Source organism: Kitasatospora sp. NPDC022785, from assembly GCF_055561295.1.
This window is the reverse complement of record NZ_JBVHHB010000009.1, coordinates 201,937-214,532: the sequence shown is the minus strand read 5'-3', so window position 1 is coordinate 214,532 and position 12,596 is coordinate 201,937. Positions and strand designations below refer to the sequence as shown.

Genomic DNA, 12,596 nt, shown 5'->3' with positions numbered 1-12,596 from the left:
CCTCGTCGCGTCGTCGGTCCGTTGCGTTCAGCCGAGACTCTGCGACCGCGAGGCCGGCGATGGCGGCGAGCATCAGCACCGTGCCGGTGACGACCGCGATCTGGGATTGTCTTCCTGATCTCGCAGGTCAACGCGAAATCAGACGTTCTGTCATGGAGGCACGCTCAGGTCTTGTCTCGGCTGAGAACGTCGCGCCGTCCCTGGTACCGCTCGGCTGCTTCCTCGGCTGATCAGGGGACGCACCCGTGGGCGTGGTGAACGACGGGCGGGGTCACTGGGGGAAGGTGACCAGGACGCGGCCGCGGCTGCCGGCGTCGACGCGGTCGTGGGCCTTGGCGATGTCCGCCAGCTCGTAGCGGTCGCCGACTTCGACGGTCAGGGCACCCACGGCGGCCGCGGCGGTCAGATCGCGTGCTGCCTGGCGTTTCGCCTCTTCGGGGAGGTCGTCGCTGCCGATCAAGCGCAGGAGGACATTGTTGAACAGCAGCGGCCAGAAGGGGATCTCGGTCCGGTCCGCGCTCGTCGCGTAAGCGGCGATGACCGCGCCGTTCGCGACCACGGCGTTGTCGAGGTCGGCGTTGTCGGACAGGGACACCTCGACGATCCGGTGCACGCCCTCGGGTGCGTACGCGCGGATCGCCGCCGCCGGGTCCCCCTGGTCCAGGGCGACGGCGTGGGACACGACAGCCGGATCGACCTGTGCGAGATCCGCGCCGCGCCGGACGGTGGCGATCACCGTGGCCCCGCCCCAGCGGGCGAGCTGCGCGGCCAGGGAGCCGACCCCGCCCAGAACGCCGTGCACCAGCACGAGCTTGCCGTCGACCGGTCCGTCGGCGAACAGGGCGCGGTGGGCGGTGATGCCGGGGATGCCGAGGGCCGCGCCGACTTCGTCGCTGAGGTGGTCGGGCAGCGGAACAGCCAGATCGGCGGGTACGAGGGTGTACTGGGCGGCGGTGCCGAAGGGCCGGTAGGACTGGGCGCCGTAGATCCACACCCGCTGTCCGACCCTGCGCCCGTCGACCCCCTCGCCCACGGCGTCGACGACTCCGGCGGCGTCGCTGTGCGGGATCACCCGTGGGTGGGGCATCGAGGAGCCGAGCCAGCCGCGCCGCTTCTTGGTGTCGCCGGGGTTGACACCGGAGACGGTGACGCGGACGCGGACCTCGCCCGGGCCGGGGGTGGGGTCGGGCAGCTCGCCGACGCGCAGCACGTCGGCGGCGGGGCCCTGTCGGTCGTACCAGGACGCAAGCATGAGCGGCTCTCCGGGGCTGGTCAGCGCACAGGTTGTCCGAGCGTAGAGGGGTCCGTCCCGGCGCGCGCGGTGACTGGCTCGTCGCCGTCCAGAACCTGGTGCAACCAGGCCCGTTCGGCGCTACTGATGGCGCGGGCGGTCAGCAGCATGCCGCGCCGGTAGGGGTCGGCCACGTCCTCGGCACGCAGCGGCCGGTCGCCGTCGTAGAAGAAGCTCGCCGGCTCCTCCAGGAACTCCAGTCGCCGCCGCAGCACCGCGTGCTGTTCGGCGACGTCCGGCAGGAGGGACAGGAACGCCAGTACGGTGAAGAACCGCGTGAAGTCGCTGATCTCGTGGTCGGCGGGCGCGCGCAGCCGCTTCAGCAGGTCGGTGCGCCCGGCGTCAGTCACGCTCAGTATGTAGCGGGCCGGGCCCGCGGCCGGGTCCGCGCGCCGTTCCAGCAGGCCCGCCGCGGCGAGACGCTTGATCGCCGGGTACAGACTGCCGTCGCTCACCGGCCGGGTGTAGCCCGTCAGCTCCGAGAGTCGGCGGCGCAGTTCATGCCCGGGCAAAGGCCGCTCGGCCAGGAAGCCCAGTATCGCTAGGTCAAGCATGTCCCTATCGTCCCACACCTGCATCGATTCGATGTACACATCGAATCGATGTACTGTCGTTCCTCCGCTCGCTCGTTGCGAGCGGGCAGTGCAAGAAGAGAGAGGCGGACGGACATGTCGCCGCAATCCACCGAATCCGTGATGAGTCGCTTCGTCGAGTTCATCAACACAGCCGACGAGGACCTTGCCCGTGAGGTCATCGCCCCGGATGCCGAGTTTCATGCGCCGAGCCACGCAGCGAGGCCGTGTTCTGCGTGAGCCGGGAGCGGGCCGCCCGCCGCGACGCGGCCGCATCAGCGCTGCTCGGCCTCGTCCACGATCCCGAGCCCGAGGTCCGGGCCTCCGTCGCCCTGGCGTTCGCCCAGCGGTTCACTCCCGCCAAGCGACTCGAGCCGACGGTCCGGGACGCCCTGCTCGGGCTGGACGCCTTCCTGGCGCTCCTCGACGAGGAAGACAAGGATCTGCGCCTGGAGGCGGCCTGGGCACTGGCCCGCCGCGACCACCCACGGACCGAGGAGGCGTACGAGCGGGTCGGACCGCTTGACGCGTTCTCGGAGCACGACCACCGGACCTCCGGCCTCTGGCGCTACCGCGCGAGCAATCGGAGCGATCAGGCATGACAGGTCGCCGCCGTGCATGTCTTCGGCACGGCCGGCGGTTCCGCAGTTCACCGCGACACGTGATCAATGCGCTGGTGGTTGGCTACCTTGGCAGCTTCGCGGTGCGCTCCGGGTAGGCGCCGCCGACGTACCGCATGGCGGTCGCGTCGGTGATCCCGAAAAGCCTCATGAGCTTGAGGGGGTCACCGGTGGCGAAGGCTTCGTCGAGGGTCGACGTACTGCACACCGACCAGCCGCTGCTGACCGAGCCGTACCTGCGACGGCGCACGGTACTGGAAAGCCTAGCCCTGGACCGGCCGGGGCTGCGCGTCCCGCCCACCTGGACCTCAGTGACCGACGCCTGCGGCTGGACCCGGGAACACCAACTGGAGGGCGTGATCGCCAAACGCGCCGACTCGCCCTACACCCCCGGCGCACGGACACGACACTGGACCAAGATCAAACACCTCAAAACCGCGGACGTCGTCCTCGGCGGGCTGGCTACCCGGCGGCACCACCGGCACAACGGCGCGCGCCGTCCTCGTCGGCGCCCCGGTCGAACCAGGCCGACTCACATTCGTCGGCTCGGTCGGTAGCGGCTTCACCACCGCCGAACGACGCGCCCTGGCCGCCACGGTGCGCCGCCTCGCGACGCCCGAATCCCCTTTCGCCGGCAGCGCCGGAGCCCTCGGGCTCCCGCGCGGGACCGAGGTGCGGTTCGTGCGACCCGAACTGCACGCCGAAGTCGAGTTCCTCGAACTCACCCCGGCAGGCCGGTCCGGCACCTGGTGTGGCGAGGCCTTCGCGGCTGACCAAGTGGGGCGACCGCGGGTGTGGCTGGTCGAGATGGTTGTCACCTGGTCGCCGTATCCGTCACCGCCCGCCTGGGACCGGCGGCCGAGACGACTTGGCGCCCCGGCCTCGTACTGCCGGGGCGGCCGGTATCCGGGCGACGCTCCGCCTCCGTGCTCAGCTGTCCAGGCGGCGCTTGCTGAGCCAGGCAACCTTCTCGGGGTCGTGGTGGTCGAAGAACAGCGTCCGGCCGGTGTCGAGGGCCGCGATCTGCGTCATCTGCTCGTCGGTGAGCTCGAAGTCGAAGACGTCGATGTTGTGCGCCATCCGGTCGGGGTTGACGGACTTGGGGATGGTGCCGACGTCGCGCTGGATCAGCCAGCGCAGCACGACCTGGGCCACCGACTTGCCGTGCGCCTCGCCGATCTCGCTGAGGACGGGGTGGGTGAACAGGTCGTTCCTGCCTTCGGCGAAGCCGCCCCACGCCTGGTGCTGGACACCGTGCTCACGCATCAGCTCGTGGACGGTGGTCACGTTCGCGTCGCCGAGCCGGTGGGCGAGCAGCGCGGCGTTCCAGCCGGTGCCGGTCCCCTGCTCCAGCACCCGCATCCCCGGCTCGGTCTGGAGGTCGTCCAGCATCGAGGCGACCAGCGGGAGGCAACACCCTCACCACCGAGTCGGCTCCCACACTCGGCCGCCCCCACCGACCAGGAGCCTCATAGTCCGGGTGACCATGGACGGCGAGGATGATGTGCCTGTCCGCGATTCCGGTCGGTCGGACATGCATTCCGGGGTCAGCCTTTCGAGGCAGGCACGGGATGGGCTTGATTCGCTTTGACGGACACTCCTGATCAGGGGCTTCGGCCCCGGAAGGATGATGTCCATCATGGAGAGCATGGGGAAGAAGAAGCCGCGTCCTCGCCGCTCGTTCACGCCGGAGTTCAAGGCCGAGATCGTCGAGCTGTGCCGGCGAGGCGACCGCTCGGTCGGCCAGGTGGCCAAGGACTTCGACCTGACCGAGACCGCAGTGCGCGACTGGATCAAGCAGAGCGACGTCGACTCCGGCGAGCGCGACGGTCTGACCAGCGACGAGCGCGAGGAACTGGCCCGGCTGCGGCGGGAGAACCGCAGATTGCGGGAGGACGTCGAAGTCCTCAAGCGTGCGACGGCTTTCTTCGCGAAGGAGACCCGGTGACGGTGCACCCGTTCATCGAGGCGGAGAAGCAGGACGGCCACAACGTCAAACGGGCGTGCGAGCTGCTGAAGGTCTCCCGTGCCGCCTTCTACGCGCGCCGAACCGCCGCTCCAGGCCCTCGCGCGGTGCGCGATGCGGAGTTGACCGGGAAGATCGCCGAGGTCCACGAGACCTCGCGGGGCACCTACGGCGCCCCGCGCATCCATGCCGTGCTCCGGCGCGGCGGCGACCGGTGCGGCCGCCGCCGCGTCGCGCGGCTCATGCGCCAGGCCGGCCTGCAGGGCCGACACCGCAGACGAGCACAGCGCACCACGATCCCCGACCCGCGAGCCGCCGCCCGTCCGGACCTGATCGAGCGGGACTTCCGGCCCGACCCGACGGCCGTCGACACGCGCTGGTGCGGCGACATCGCATGGGAGCCTGACCCGGTTTCCCGGACACGGTTGGTGTGGTGATCATGACCGGGGACCTCCTGGGTGTTCGGTAGGGGCTGCCGGACCTGATCGGTCGGCTCGTCGTGGCGGGTGCCAGTGACGCGGACGACGGCGTTGCCGCGCTTGGGTCGGTGTCGACGATGCGGTGGGCCTGTGTGCGCATCCGATGACCTGACCTGCCGGTAGGGGCCTTGGAAGGCCCCTACCGGCAGGTGGCTCCGAACAGGACGGGGACTGTTGTTGGGCTCACGCTTGTGGCTGGGCGCGAACGGTTTCTTGGTCCGGGCTGGTCGCCATGGTCGCCGACGGTGCGGTGCGGGGCCAGGTCCACGCGAACCGCACGATGAGGGCGAGAAGGATCAATTCCAGTACGACGCCAAGGCCGTAGAAATACAGCCAGGACGCGCCCACCACGTTGAATGCCGTGACGGGGACGTAGAGCGAAGCCACGATGAGGTTCGCGATGCGGTTCACCCTGGCGGGCAGCGTCATCGACAGCACCACCATGAGGATCGGGATGGCCACGAGTGTCAGCGCCGTGGTCGAAAAGGTCTGGGAGAGGTCGAACTTGAAGACCCTGCCGTCGAGGATGTCTTCGACGACGCCGGGCGTGAAGAAGTTGAGAATGTCCACGTAGGCGTAGAGGAACATGAAGCTTGTCCACGTTGCGGCGAGCTTGGCTCTCACCGGCATCCGCTGGTCTTCCAGTGTGGCGGTGGTGGGTTGACGTACTCTCATCATGGGCTCCGTTGTTGTGGTGAGGATCGGTAGGTCCACGATCGCTGAGCCCGGCGGCGGGCGCCTCGGCCCGGAGGCTGGGGTTCGCCTGGCCGATGGAATGGTCTGTCTCTCGTTCTTTCGGCGGGTACGCCGAGGCGCGCCGATCCCTAGGCTGGAGCCGTGTTCACTTTCCGGCGCTCCATCTGGCATGAGCCGCGGCCTGCTGACGCCCCACCCATCGGTCGGCTCGACTGGCTGCTTGTGGGCGTGCTCGCGGCCGCCGCCTTGGTCGAGGGCATCGCTCGGCCGGGCTTGGCCTGGCGACCCCTTGTGACGGTGCTCGCCCTGGCGCTGATGCCTGCCCTGCTCTGGCGGCGGGGTCGCCCCCTGATGGCCGCCCTGGTCGGGTGGGGCGTCGCCGGGCTGCTCTCGGTCCTCCAGCTGACTGCGCACACCGGGGACCTCGACCTCTACTCCATGATGGCCGTCCTGATCCTGCTCTACTCCCTGGTGCGGTGGGGCTCGGGCCGGGAAATCGTCTTGGGGACGGCGTTCGTGACAGTCGTCGTCGCGCTGGGGATGTACGCCTCCTCCGCGGGCTGGGCCGACGTTTTCGGCGGGAGCGTCCTCTTGCTGTTGTTCGTCGCCCTCGCGGCGGTGTTCCGCTACCGCGCGGACCTCTGGCATCGCCAACAGCGCGAGATCCGCAATCAGGAGCGGGTGGCGCTGGCGCGAGAGCTGCACGACACCGTGGCCCACCACGTCTCGGCCATCGCGGTGCAGGCACAGGCCGGTGGCGTGGTCGCAGGCATCCAGCCTGAGAAGGCTGCCGAGGTCCTGGCCGCGATCGAGTCTGAAGCGTCGCGAACCCTGGCGGAGATGAGATCCATGGTGCGGGTGCTGCGTGAGGAGGAAGCCGTCGCCTACTCACCGCAGCTGGGTGTCGCGGACCTGCCTGCTCTGGCGCGCGCCGACGCGACACCCACCATCGAGGTCTCGCTGGGCGGTTCGTTAACCCGGCTGGCACGACCCGTGGACGCCGCGCTCTACCGGCTCGCGCAGGAGTCGCTGACCAACGCCGCACGGCACGCCCGGAGCGCGACCCGCGTCGCGATCGACGTACGCCGGGAGGACGACGCCGTCAGGCTGCGTGTCAGCGACGATGGACAGACCGAGCCGGGGCCAGCCCCGGAGCCTGGGTTCGGCCTGCTGGGCATGGCCGAACGCGCCCAGCTCCTCGGCGGATCGCTCTCCGCGGGGCCGGGGCCCGAGGGTGGCTGGGTGGTCGAGGCCGTGCTGCCAGTGGAGGCTTTGGCATGAGCATCCGTGTTGTCGTAGCCGACGACCAGGACTTGGTCCGGACCGGGCTGGTGATGATCCTCGGCGCTCAACCCGACCTCGAGGTCGTGGGGGAGGCAGCAGACGGGCTCGCAGCGCTCGACCTGGCGACCCGGCTGCGTCCCGATGTCCTCCTCGTCGACATCCGGATGCCCGGGCTCGACGGCGTCGAGGTGACGCGGCGCCTGGCCGGGCCAGACGTGACGGACCCGATGGCGGTCGTCGTGATCACCACCTTCGACCTCGATGAGTACGTCCTCGGCGCCCTACGCGCCGGCGCCCGCGGCTTCCTACTCAAAGACGCCGGGCCGGATCTCCTCGTGCAGGCCATCCACGCGGCGGCCAACGGGGACGCGCTGATCGCCCCCAACGTCACCCGCCGGCTGCTGGCGACCTTCGCCGACCAGGCGCCCGTGGTACCGGTCCAACCGAGCGACCCGCTCACCGAGCGCGAGGAGGAGGTGCTCACGCTGGTGGCACGGGGCCGGACCAACGCCGAGATCGCCACCGAGCTCTTCGTCGGCCTGAGCACGGTCAAGACCCACGTCGCATCGTTGATGACCAAGCTCGGCGCACGCAACCGCGTCGAGATCGCGATGTGGGCACACGACACCAGACGCGTGAGAGCCAATTAGTGGGTACAGATCACAGCGTAGGCACGTGGGGTTCGGCAGCCCAGCAATGAGTGCGGCCGGTCGTGGTTGCACTCCTCCTTCCAGTCGCCGATGGTGACCCTGGCGTGGGTCAGGGACCAGAACAGGTGGATGTTGAGGCATTCGTCGCGCAGGCAACCGTTGAAGGACTCGATGAAGGGGTTGCGCCACGGTCCACCATCGAGGCCTTCCGCTGCTTGCGCGTCCGGCGGGCTGGCTGCCCGTGCCACTGCCGCCTCCCGGGCAAGGCGCCGTAGTCGGCCCAAAGAAAGCAGCAGCGACCCTGACCCCGCAAGTCGCGAAAGTCCGGCTGCCGCCGGACCGGGCCTTGACGGCCCTCAGCTCGCTGCTCGGCATCAACCTCACCAGCGCCCTGTAGTGGACCCGCCGCGCCTTCCGCGACTGGAACGCCCACCTGGCCAGCTGGGCGGACGGCGAAAGTGTCAAAACGAGTTCCACCCGGGTGCGGGTTTGCCTGTGACCGGGTCCAGCCCGGCCTGCCATCGCATCTGTTCGAAGCGCCAGTGGACGTACCGGGGCGGGGCGCCGAAGAAGTTCGCCGAGAGGTAGAGCGGCCACGTCTCGAACTCGCGAAGGCAGAGGCGACGCAGAAACTCGACCATGCCGAAGCGGTGGACCTGGAAGATCGGATCTGACCGGCGACAGACCACGACTGGCCAGCGATCGGGATCGCGACAGGATGCGGAGGCGGGCGAGCCGCGCGAGTGTCGCTGTGGCCGCGGCGCGAGCACGGGCCACCGACCGTTACTGACTTCGGCGCTTCGGGGTGATTGGCCTGTTCGTGTAGCTGACTGACGGTCATCTGCGCGCTATGCCGTTGGTATGCGCTATGCGGGTGGGGGCGGGCTGACGGCGAAAGGTCGGCAGCACCGCGAGGCGGTGCGACTGGAGGCCGCAGGCTTGTTCGTCTATGGGCTGGGGCCGTTGGAGGTCGCCCGCAGGCTGCGGGTGAGCTCGAAGTCGGCCTATCCGTGGCATCAGGCGTGGACGGACGGCGGGGTAGCGGCCCTGGCCTCGCGAGGCGCGAGCGGGCGGCGTTGCAGGCTGTCCACGCGCTGCCAGGAGAAGCTGGCCACTTACCTGGAGCAGGGGCCGGCCGCTCACGGCTGGGACGAGGATCAGGTGTGGACCGGCGCGCGGGTGGCCACGCTGATCGGCCGGAAGTTCCACGTGTCCTACAGCGTCTCCGGCGCAACCCGCCTGATGCATCGGCTCGGCTTCACCCCGCAGGTCCCCGCGCGGCGGGCCGCCGAGCAGAGAAGTCCTCGGCCGCACGCTGCGCAGCCCGGGCCGCCAGCTGCAGACCGATCAGGTCGTCGGGAACAGAGATGTCGTCAGGCACAGGAAAGAAACCTACGGGCAGCAATCCCCCGCCGTACTGGAGGCCACGGCGGTTGGCGAAGTGCTTGCCCAAGCCGCCGCCGCGGTCCTCGGCCACCTGCTCGCCGCCATCGACGGGGCCGGCCCCGGCTGAGAGCAGGGCCTGGGAGCGCCGGATGGTCAGTCCAGGGCTGCATCGAAGGTCTGGCGGTTGGCCGAAGTGAAGGCGTGCTCCTGTTCGGACCACCGGATGCGTTCGACGATCTCGTGGTCCTCGGCGACGCGCGGGAGCGGGAGCGCGAGGTGGCTGCGCCACCCCCGGGCGTTGCGCAGCTGGCGGTCGAGGGCGGCTTGGACGAGGCGGGAGCGGGAGGCGGCGTCGAGCCCGTACGCATCGGACAGGACCCGCACCTGGGCGGCCTGGACGGTGGCGGGCGGGGCATCGGCCTTGGAGGAGATGCACCAGGTCTTCTTTCTGCTGTTCAAATCTGTCTCATGAGATGTGTGGTTCAGTCTCGACTCGTTGTGGTGGTACGAGACAGGTGAGCTGACGGGAGTTCCTCTCCGGCTCCTGGGGAGGGACGACTGTGGATCTCGCCTTTGTGCAGTCCGGGCTGCTGGAGAAGTACCTGGACGCTGATGTGATCGACGCTGCGAGGGTGGCCGCTTTGCTGAAGCGGCGGGGCATCCTCGACGGAACGCCGGTGTACCTCGACGAGGAGACGCAGACGCCGATCCCGCCCCTGTGCGAGTTCGGCAGGTATCTGTCGACGGCATTGCTGGACGAGACGACGCTGAAGGACTACGGGCGGGTGATCGGTCGGCTGGACGACCATCTTGCCGCTCTGGACAGCGATGTGTTGTCGGCGGCGGAGTCCGATCTCGTTTCGTACCGCAGTCATCGGACTCGGTGGCAGGAGAAGCCGGTCGGTGCGTCGGTCTGGGCCCGGGAATCGTTCGTCCTGGACGACTTCTACGGCTTCCTCGTCGACCGAAAGATCTTGCCGCACCGCCCGGCGAGGCTGGCTGCGCAGGGACGCAACGCGTTGGCGCCACGGGTCCGGTCGGGCATGGACATCCGGCACCTCACGTTCGAGCAGTACCGGTACTTCCGGGACGTCGGACTGGGTGGGCAGCTGCCCAACGCCGAGGTGGACTTAACCTTTCGTGGGTGGTCACCGCTGCGTGGGCGGGCGGCATCGGATATCGCACTGGGGTCGGGGGCCCGCTGGCGGGAGTGGGCGACCGTGCTGTTGCCCGAGATCGGGCTCTGGCCGGGGATGCCGGGCGGGGCGGCCGAGTACACGGTCCAGGCTTGCGCGAAGTACGGCAAAGCCCGGCCCGTCTACGTTCCCGAGGACGCCGTCGCGTCCGCCGACCTGTTCTGCCTGCTCGAGCGTCCGGACATCGCCCGCAGGGCGGCCCGGACCCTGGAGCGCAAAGCTCGCGACCTGTTCGTGGTGGGAGAGGTCGACGTCGTCGGCGGCCGGGTGAAGGGCGTCCTGGACGGTGTCATGCGCGAGTTCCAGATGTCGGCCATGGACGCCAAGCTGCGGCGGATCACTGTCTACGAGGGCGAGTTCGGCTTGGAGGCCCTGACCTTGTTCGTCTGCCGCGGCGGTCTGATGCCGGGGGCGGACGCCTGGAAGGGCTACCGCCACCGGGCCTGGACACGCATGACGAACCTCGCCGACCGAACCACGCCACTGCTGCCGGCTCGACGCTGGCGCTGACACGACCTAAGGCACACCTACGCTCTGCGGCTTTTGACCTATCTGGAGAACATCATGGACGGCGAGGAGCCGGACCAGCAGGCGCGCCGCCGGCGGCACCGGTCGTAGTTGACCGGACACATCCGGCACAACCCGCTGCTGATCGTCAGCCGAAGACTCGGTCACGCGAATCCGGAAACCACCTACGAGTACCTCCAGTACACGGACGACCTGATCAACGAGTTCGAAGCCGTGGGCGGCCAGGCCCCGACAGAGCGGCCCACCATGAGCGATTCGAGGACGACATGGCAGGGTCCAAGTCTCGCAAGTGGGGCTATGTAGCCGGGCTGGAACGGACGTTGGCCGCCCGCAACTCCACTGACGTGTGGCCACATCGGTCGGTGGCCTCCCATCCGAACCTCACATGATCAGACCGGCTCTTCATCACCCTGCCGCCGGGCGGAGGCGCCAGTGGATCCGGGGACGCGATCCCTTCAGCAAGACCGTGCCCTGCCTGGGGGAGCAAGGATCGCGACGTACCGGCGCGCTGAGGCTGGCCACCTGACAGCGTTGGTGCGGCTCGCCCCGTCAGGTGGCCACGGCCATGGCGCTGAGGAGCAGCGCGATCAGCAGCAGTCCCTGAACGGTGGCGGTGACCGGTCGGCGGACCATGGCAGCTGTCGTAGCCGCTGCCATCAGGAACAGGGACAGGCCGCCGCCGATCAGGGTCATGACCTCATGCTGGGTACGACCTTCTTGCTGCCCCATCCAGTTCCAGCTGGCTGCATACCACGCGACCAGGGTGAGAGGGATCTCGATGAGCACTAAGAGGACGGCGATCACGATGTCGCCTGCACGACTCGGCTTGCGGGGGCCAGTGGCAGTCATGCAGACAGGGTGCCGCCCACTCGGGTACGGCACATGAGTACGGGTACTCAGAGGTCGCTATCCCAACGGGTGGTCCGGGTCATGGGCTTTACCCCCGCCGGGGGGGTGGACAGGCGCTGATCGTGCCCCTGCCAGGGAAGGCAGAACAGCGATGAAAGGGGTGGCCCGCGCTCGGGCCGCCCCTTCGCCGTTCCCGCCCGGCCGGAGATCGCGTTGCCGGTCAGGTTGACGGTGGTCTCGGAGCCGTTGAAGAGCAGGATGAACGCCATCACTCCGCCTCGTCCGATGACAACGACGACCACGACCAGGACAACGGGCAGCCGTCCCGGCCAGGCCGGATCGCGTTCCGGCGCGGCGCGGCCTGGCCGAACGGCTCCACCGCCCGGCTGCGCTCGGATGTCCTCGGTGCGCTCGGCGTCCTCAAGGTCCCCACTGTCCATAATGCGGCGGCTACACCGGGCCTCTGCCCGCGGCGGGCCGCCCATGCGAGATGTGGACTCGCGATCTCAAGCGTTCGCTCCAGCTGCGTCAGGCAGCTGTTGAGGCGCGCCGTTCTTCGGGGCTTCGCGAGCGACAGTGCTTCCCAGGCCCAGCGCTTGGCTCGTGATCGACACCATGTCTCATGAGACATGGTGAGCGCGAAGAACAGGTCCACGCCATGTAGCCGAGGTCTTCGAGGGGATCGCCGGGGGCGGCGGTGTCGAAGTCGATGAACGCGACCGGAACGCCGTCGTGCGAGAACACCGTGTTGTTCGGCCCCGGGTCGTGATGGCAGACCACGGAGTGCCGGCCGGCCAGGAGACTGCCCCGGGTCGCCTCGTGGAAGGCGCGGAGCAGGGACCCGGCGGCGGCCACCTGCGGGTCGCTCCAGCGCTGGAAGCGGGCGGGCACCCGGCCCGGGAGGTAGCTGAGGATCTCGCGGCCGGCCTCGTCGAACCCGAGATGCCGTGGGGCACCGGTGAAGCCCTGCCGCTGGAGCTCACCGAGCAGCCGGGCGACGAACGAAGACGACGTGCTGGCGGGCCGCCGGACGGTGCGCCCGACCCTGACCACGCCGGGGGGTGATGCGCCCGCCGGCC

The 12,596-nt window shown here is 69.3% G+C and carries 16 protein-coding genes and 5 pseudogenes; 9 read left to right on the top strand and 12 right to left on the bottom strand.

Going from position 1 to position 12,596, the window contains the following annotated elements; genetic code table 11:
• Window positions 1-271: 271 nt before the first annotated feature.
• The gene (locus ACZ3YO_RS17530) at window positions 272-1,252 is read right to left on the bottom strand and encodes an NADPH:quinone reductase (RefSeq protein ID WP_465569967.1); all 981 of its coding nucleotides are present in this window, start codon (window positions 1,250-1,252) and stop codon (window positions 272-274) included.
• Window positions 1,253-1,272: 20 nt separating this feature from the next.
• Window positions 1,273-2,067 carry a PadR family transcriptional regulator gene (locus ACZ3YO_RS17525; protein WP_465569965.1) on the bottom strand — a complete coding sequence of 265 codons (795 nt, stop codon included), beginning with the start codon at window positions 2,065-2,067 and terminating at the stop codon, window positions 1,273-1,275.
• A gap of 23 nt (window positions 2,068-2,090) precedes the next feature.
• On the opposite strand from ACZ3YO_RS17525, the gene ACZ3YO_RS17520 reads away from it, so the two are divergent.
• The gene (locus ACZ3YO_RS17520; RefSeq protein ID WP_465569945.1) at window positions 2,091-2,465 is read left to right on the top strand and encodes a HEAT repeat domain-containing protein; all 375 of its coding nucleotides are present in this window, start codon (window positions 2,091-2,093) and stop codon (window positions 2,463-2,465) included.
• A gap of 82 nt (window positions 2,466-2,547) precedes the next feature.
• Here ACZ3YO_RS17520 and ACZ3YO_RS17515 read toward each other — a convergent pair whose 3' ends face one another.
• Entirely contained in the window at window positions 2,548-2,733 is a 186-nt protein-coding gene (locus ACZ3YO_RS17515; protein WP_465569937.1) for a hypothetical protein, read from the bottom strand.
• On the opposite strand from ACZ3YO_RS17515, the gene ACZ3YO_RS17510 reads away from it, so the two are divergent.
• Together ACZ3YO_RS17510 and ACZ3YO_RS17505 are read left to right on the top strand one after the other, a co-directional pair.
• Complete coding sequence (locus tag ACZ3YO_RS17510; RefSeq protein WP_465569935.1) at window positions 2,654-3,040, top strand: ATP-dependent DNA ligase; 387 nt, start codon at window positions 2,654-2,656, stop codon at window positions 3,038-3,040. The two genes, ACZ3YO_RS17515 and ACZ3YO_RS17510, sit on opposite strands and share 80 nt — an antisense overlap.
• A pseudogene (locus ACZ3YO_RS17505) lies at window positions 2,988-3,206 on the top strand (ATP dependent DNA ligase); the annotation flags it as partial. The gene ACZ3YO_RS17510 and the pseudogene ACZ3YO_RS17505, both read left to right, overlap by 53 nt.
• A gap of 207 nt (window positions 3,207-3,413) precedes the next feature.
• Here ACZ3YO_RS17505 and ACZ3YO_RS17500 read toward each other — a convergent pair.
• Together ACZ3YO_RS17500 and ACZ3YO_RS17495 are read right to left on the bottom strand one after the other, a co-directional pair.
• Window positions 3,414-3,755, bottom strand: a pseudogene (locus ACZ3YO_RS17500) (aldo/keto reductase); the annotation flags it as partial.
• Window positions 3,756-3,782: 27 nt separating this feature from the next.
• Window positions 3,783-3,875: pseudogene (locus tag ACZ3YO_RS17495) on the bottom strand (hypothetical protein); the annotation flags it as partial.
• Window positions 3,876-4,122: 247 nt separating this feature from the next.
• Here ACZ3YO_RS17495 and ACZ3YO_RS17490 point away from each other — a divergent pair.
• Both ACZ3YO_RS17490 and ACZ3YO_RS17485 read left to right on the top strand, forming a co-directional pair.
• Window positions 4,123-4,431, top strand: coding sequence for a transposase (locus ACZ3YO_RS17490; RefSeq protein WP_465569933.1), 309 nt, complete (start codon window positions 4,123-4,125; stop codon window positions 4,429-4,431).
• Window positions 4,428-4,886 (top strand): IS3 family transposase, encoded by a 459-nt coding sequence (locus tag ACZ3YO_RS17485; protein WP_465569931.1) that lies wholly within the window; start codon window positions 4,428-4,430, stop codon window positions 4,884-4,886. The genes ACZ3YO_RS17490 and ACZ3YO_RS17485 overlap by 4 nt, the downstream gene beginning before the upstream one ends.
• A 225-nt stretch (window positions 4,887-5,111) precedes the next feature.
• Here the strand turns inward: ACZ3YO_RS17485 and ACZ3YO_RS17480 are convergent, their stop codons facing one another.
• Window positions 5,112-5,606: a DUF6326 family protein gene (locus ACZ3YO_RS17480; protein ID WP_465569929.1), complete on the bottom strand. Its 495-nt coding sequence runs from the start codon at window positions 5,604-5,606 to the stop codon at window positions 5,112-5,114.
• 159 nt (window positions 5,607-5,765) lie between these two features.
• Between ACZ3YO_RS17480 and ACZ3YO_RS17475 the strand changes: the two genes are divergently transcribed.
• Together ACZ3YO_RS17475 and ACZ3YO_RS17470 are read left to right on the top strand one after the other, a co-directional pair.
• Entirely contained in the window at window positions 5,766-6,905 is a 1,140-nt protein-coding gene (locus ACZ3YO_RS17475; RefSeq protein ID WP_465569927.1) for a sensor histidine kinase, read from the top strand.
• Window positions 6,902-7,558, top strand: coding sequence for a response regulator (locus tag ACZ3YO_RS17470; RefSeq protein WP_465569925.1), 657 nt, complete (start codon window positions 6,902-6,904; stop codon window positions 7,556-7,558). Before ACZ3YO_RS17475 ends, ACZ3YO_RS17470 begins: the two co-directional genes overlap by 4 nt.
• Here the strand turns inward: ACZ3YO_RS17470 and ACZ3YO_RS17465 are convergent.
• Together ACZ3YO_RS17465 and ACZ3YO_RS17460 are read right to left on the bottom strand one after the other, a co-directional pair.
• A pseudogene (locus tag ACZ3YO_RS17465) lies at window positions 7,555-7,755 on the bottom strand (integrase core domain-containing protein); the annotation flags it as partial. The gene ACZ3YO_RS17470 and the pseudogene ACZ3YO_RS17465 sit on opposite strands and share 4 nt — an antisense overlap.
• A gap of 264 nt (window positions 7,756-8,019) precedes the next feature.
• Window positions 8,020-8,199, bottom strand: coding sequence for a hypothetical protein (locus ACZ3YO_RS17460; RefSeq protein WP_465569924.1), 180 nt, complete (start codon window positions 8,197-8,199; stop codon window positions 8,020-8,022).
• Between the two features lie 220 nt (window positions 8,200-8,419).
• Here ACZ3YO_RS17460 and ACZ3YO_RS17455 point away from each other — a divergent pair.
• Window positions 8,420-8,854: pseudogene (locus ACZ3YO_RS17455) on the top strand (winged helix-turn-helix domain-containing protein); the annotation flags it as partial.
• Window positions 8,855-9,097: 243 nt separating this feature from the next.
• Here the strand turns inward: ACZ3YO_RS17455 and ACZ3YO_RS17450 are convergent.
• Entirely contained in the window at window positions 9,098-9,403 is a 306-nt protein-coding gene (locus ACZ3YO_RS17450; RefSeq protein ID WP_465570141.1) for a hypothetical protein, read from the bottom strand.
• Between the two features lie 101 nt (window positions 9,404-9,504).
• On the opposite strand from ACZ3YO_RS17450, the gene ACZ3YO_RS17445 reads away from it, so the two are divergent.
• Entirely contained in the window at window positions 9,505-10,650 is a 1,146-nt protein-coding gene (locus ACZ3YO_RS17445) for a hypothetical protein (protein WP_465569922.1), read from the top strand.
• A gap of 567 nt (window positions 10,651-11,217) precedes the next feature.
• Here the strand turns inward: ACZ3YO_RS17445 and ACZ3YO_RS17440 are convergent.
• The 3 genes from ACZ3YO_RS17440 to ACZ3YO_RS17430 form a co-directional block, all read right to left on the bottom strand.
• Window positions 11,218-11,517: a hypothetical protein gene (locus ACZ3YO_RS17440; protein WP_465569921.1), complete on the bottom strand. Its 300-nt coding sequence runs from the start codon at window positions 11,515-11,517 to the stop codon at window positions 11,218-11,220.
• Between the two features lie 47 nt (window positions 11,518-11,564).
• On the bottom strand, window positions 11,565-11,957 hold the full coding sequence (locus tag ACZ3YO_RS17435) for a hypothetical protein (RefSeq protein WP_465569919.1): 393 nt from the start codon (window positions 11,955-11,957) through the stop codon (window positions 11,565-11,567).
• Window positions 11,958-12,045: 88 nt separating this feature from the next.
• On the bottom strand, window positions 12,046-12,570 hold the full coding sequence (locus tag ACZ3YO_RS17430; protein ID WP_465569917.1) for a phosphotransferase: 525 nt from the start codon (window positions 12,568-12,570) through the stop codon (window positions 12,046-12,048).
• Window positions 12,571-12,596 lie beyond the last annotated feature (26 nt).

Excerpts from the sequence above, each read along its gene's own strand:
- ACZ3YO_RS17490 (WP_465569933.1), top strand. The coding sequence starts at position 4,123 with ATGGAGAGCATGGGGAAGAAGAAGCCGCGTCCTCGCCGCTCGTTCACG.
- ACZ3YO_RS17435 (WP_465569919.1), bottom strand. The coding sequence starts at position 11,957 with ATGGACAGTGGGGACCTTGAGGACGCCGAGCGCACCGAGGACATCCGA.
- ACZ3YO_RS17480 (WP_465569929.1), bottom strand. The coding sequence starts at position 5,606 with ATGATGAGAGTACGTCAACCCACCACCGCCACACTGGAAGACCAGCGG.
- ACZ3YO_RS17530 (WP_465569967.1), bottom strand. The coding sequence starts at position 1,252 with ATGCTTGCGTCCTGGTACGACCGACAGGGCCCCGCCGCCGACGTGCTG.
- ACZ3YO_RS17470 (WP_465569925.1), top strand. The coding sequence starts at position 6,902 with ATGAGCATCCGTGTTGTCGTAGCCGACGACCAGGACTTGGTCCGGACC.
- ACZ3YO_RS17525 (WP_465569965.1), bottom strand. The coding sequence starts at position 2,067 with ATGAAACTCGGCATCCGGGGCGATGACCTCACGGGCAAGGTCCTCGTC.
- ACZ3YO_RS17440 (WP_465569921.1), bottom strand. The coding sequence starts at position 11,517 with ATGACTGCCACTGGCCCCCGCAAGCCGAGTCGTGCAGGCGACATCGTG.
- ACZ3YO_RS17460 (WP_465569924.1), bottom strand. The coding sequence starts at position 8,199 with ATGGTCGAGTTTCTGCGTCGCCTCTGCCTTCGCGAGTTCGAGACGTGG.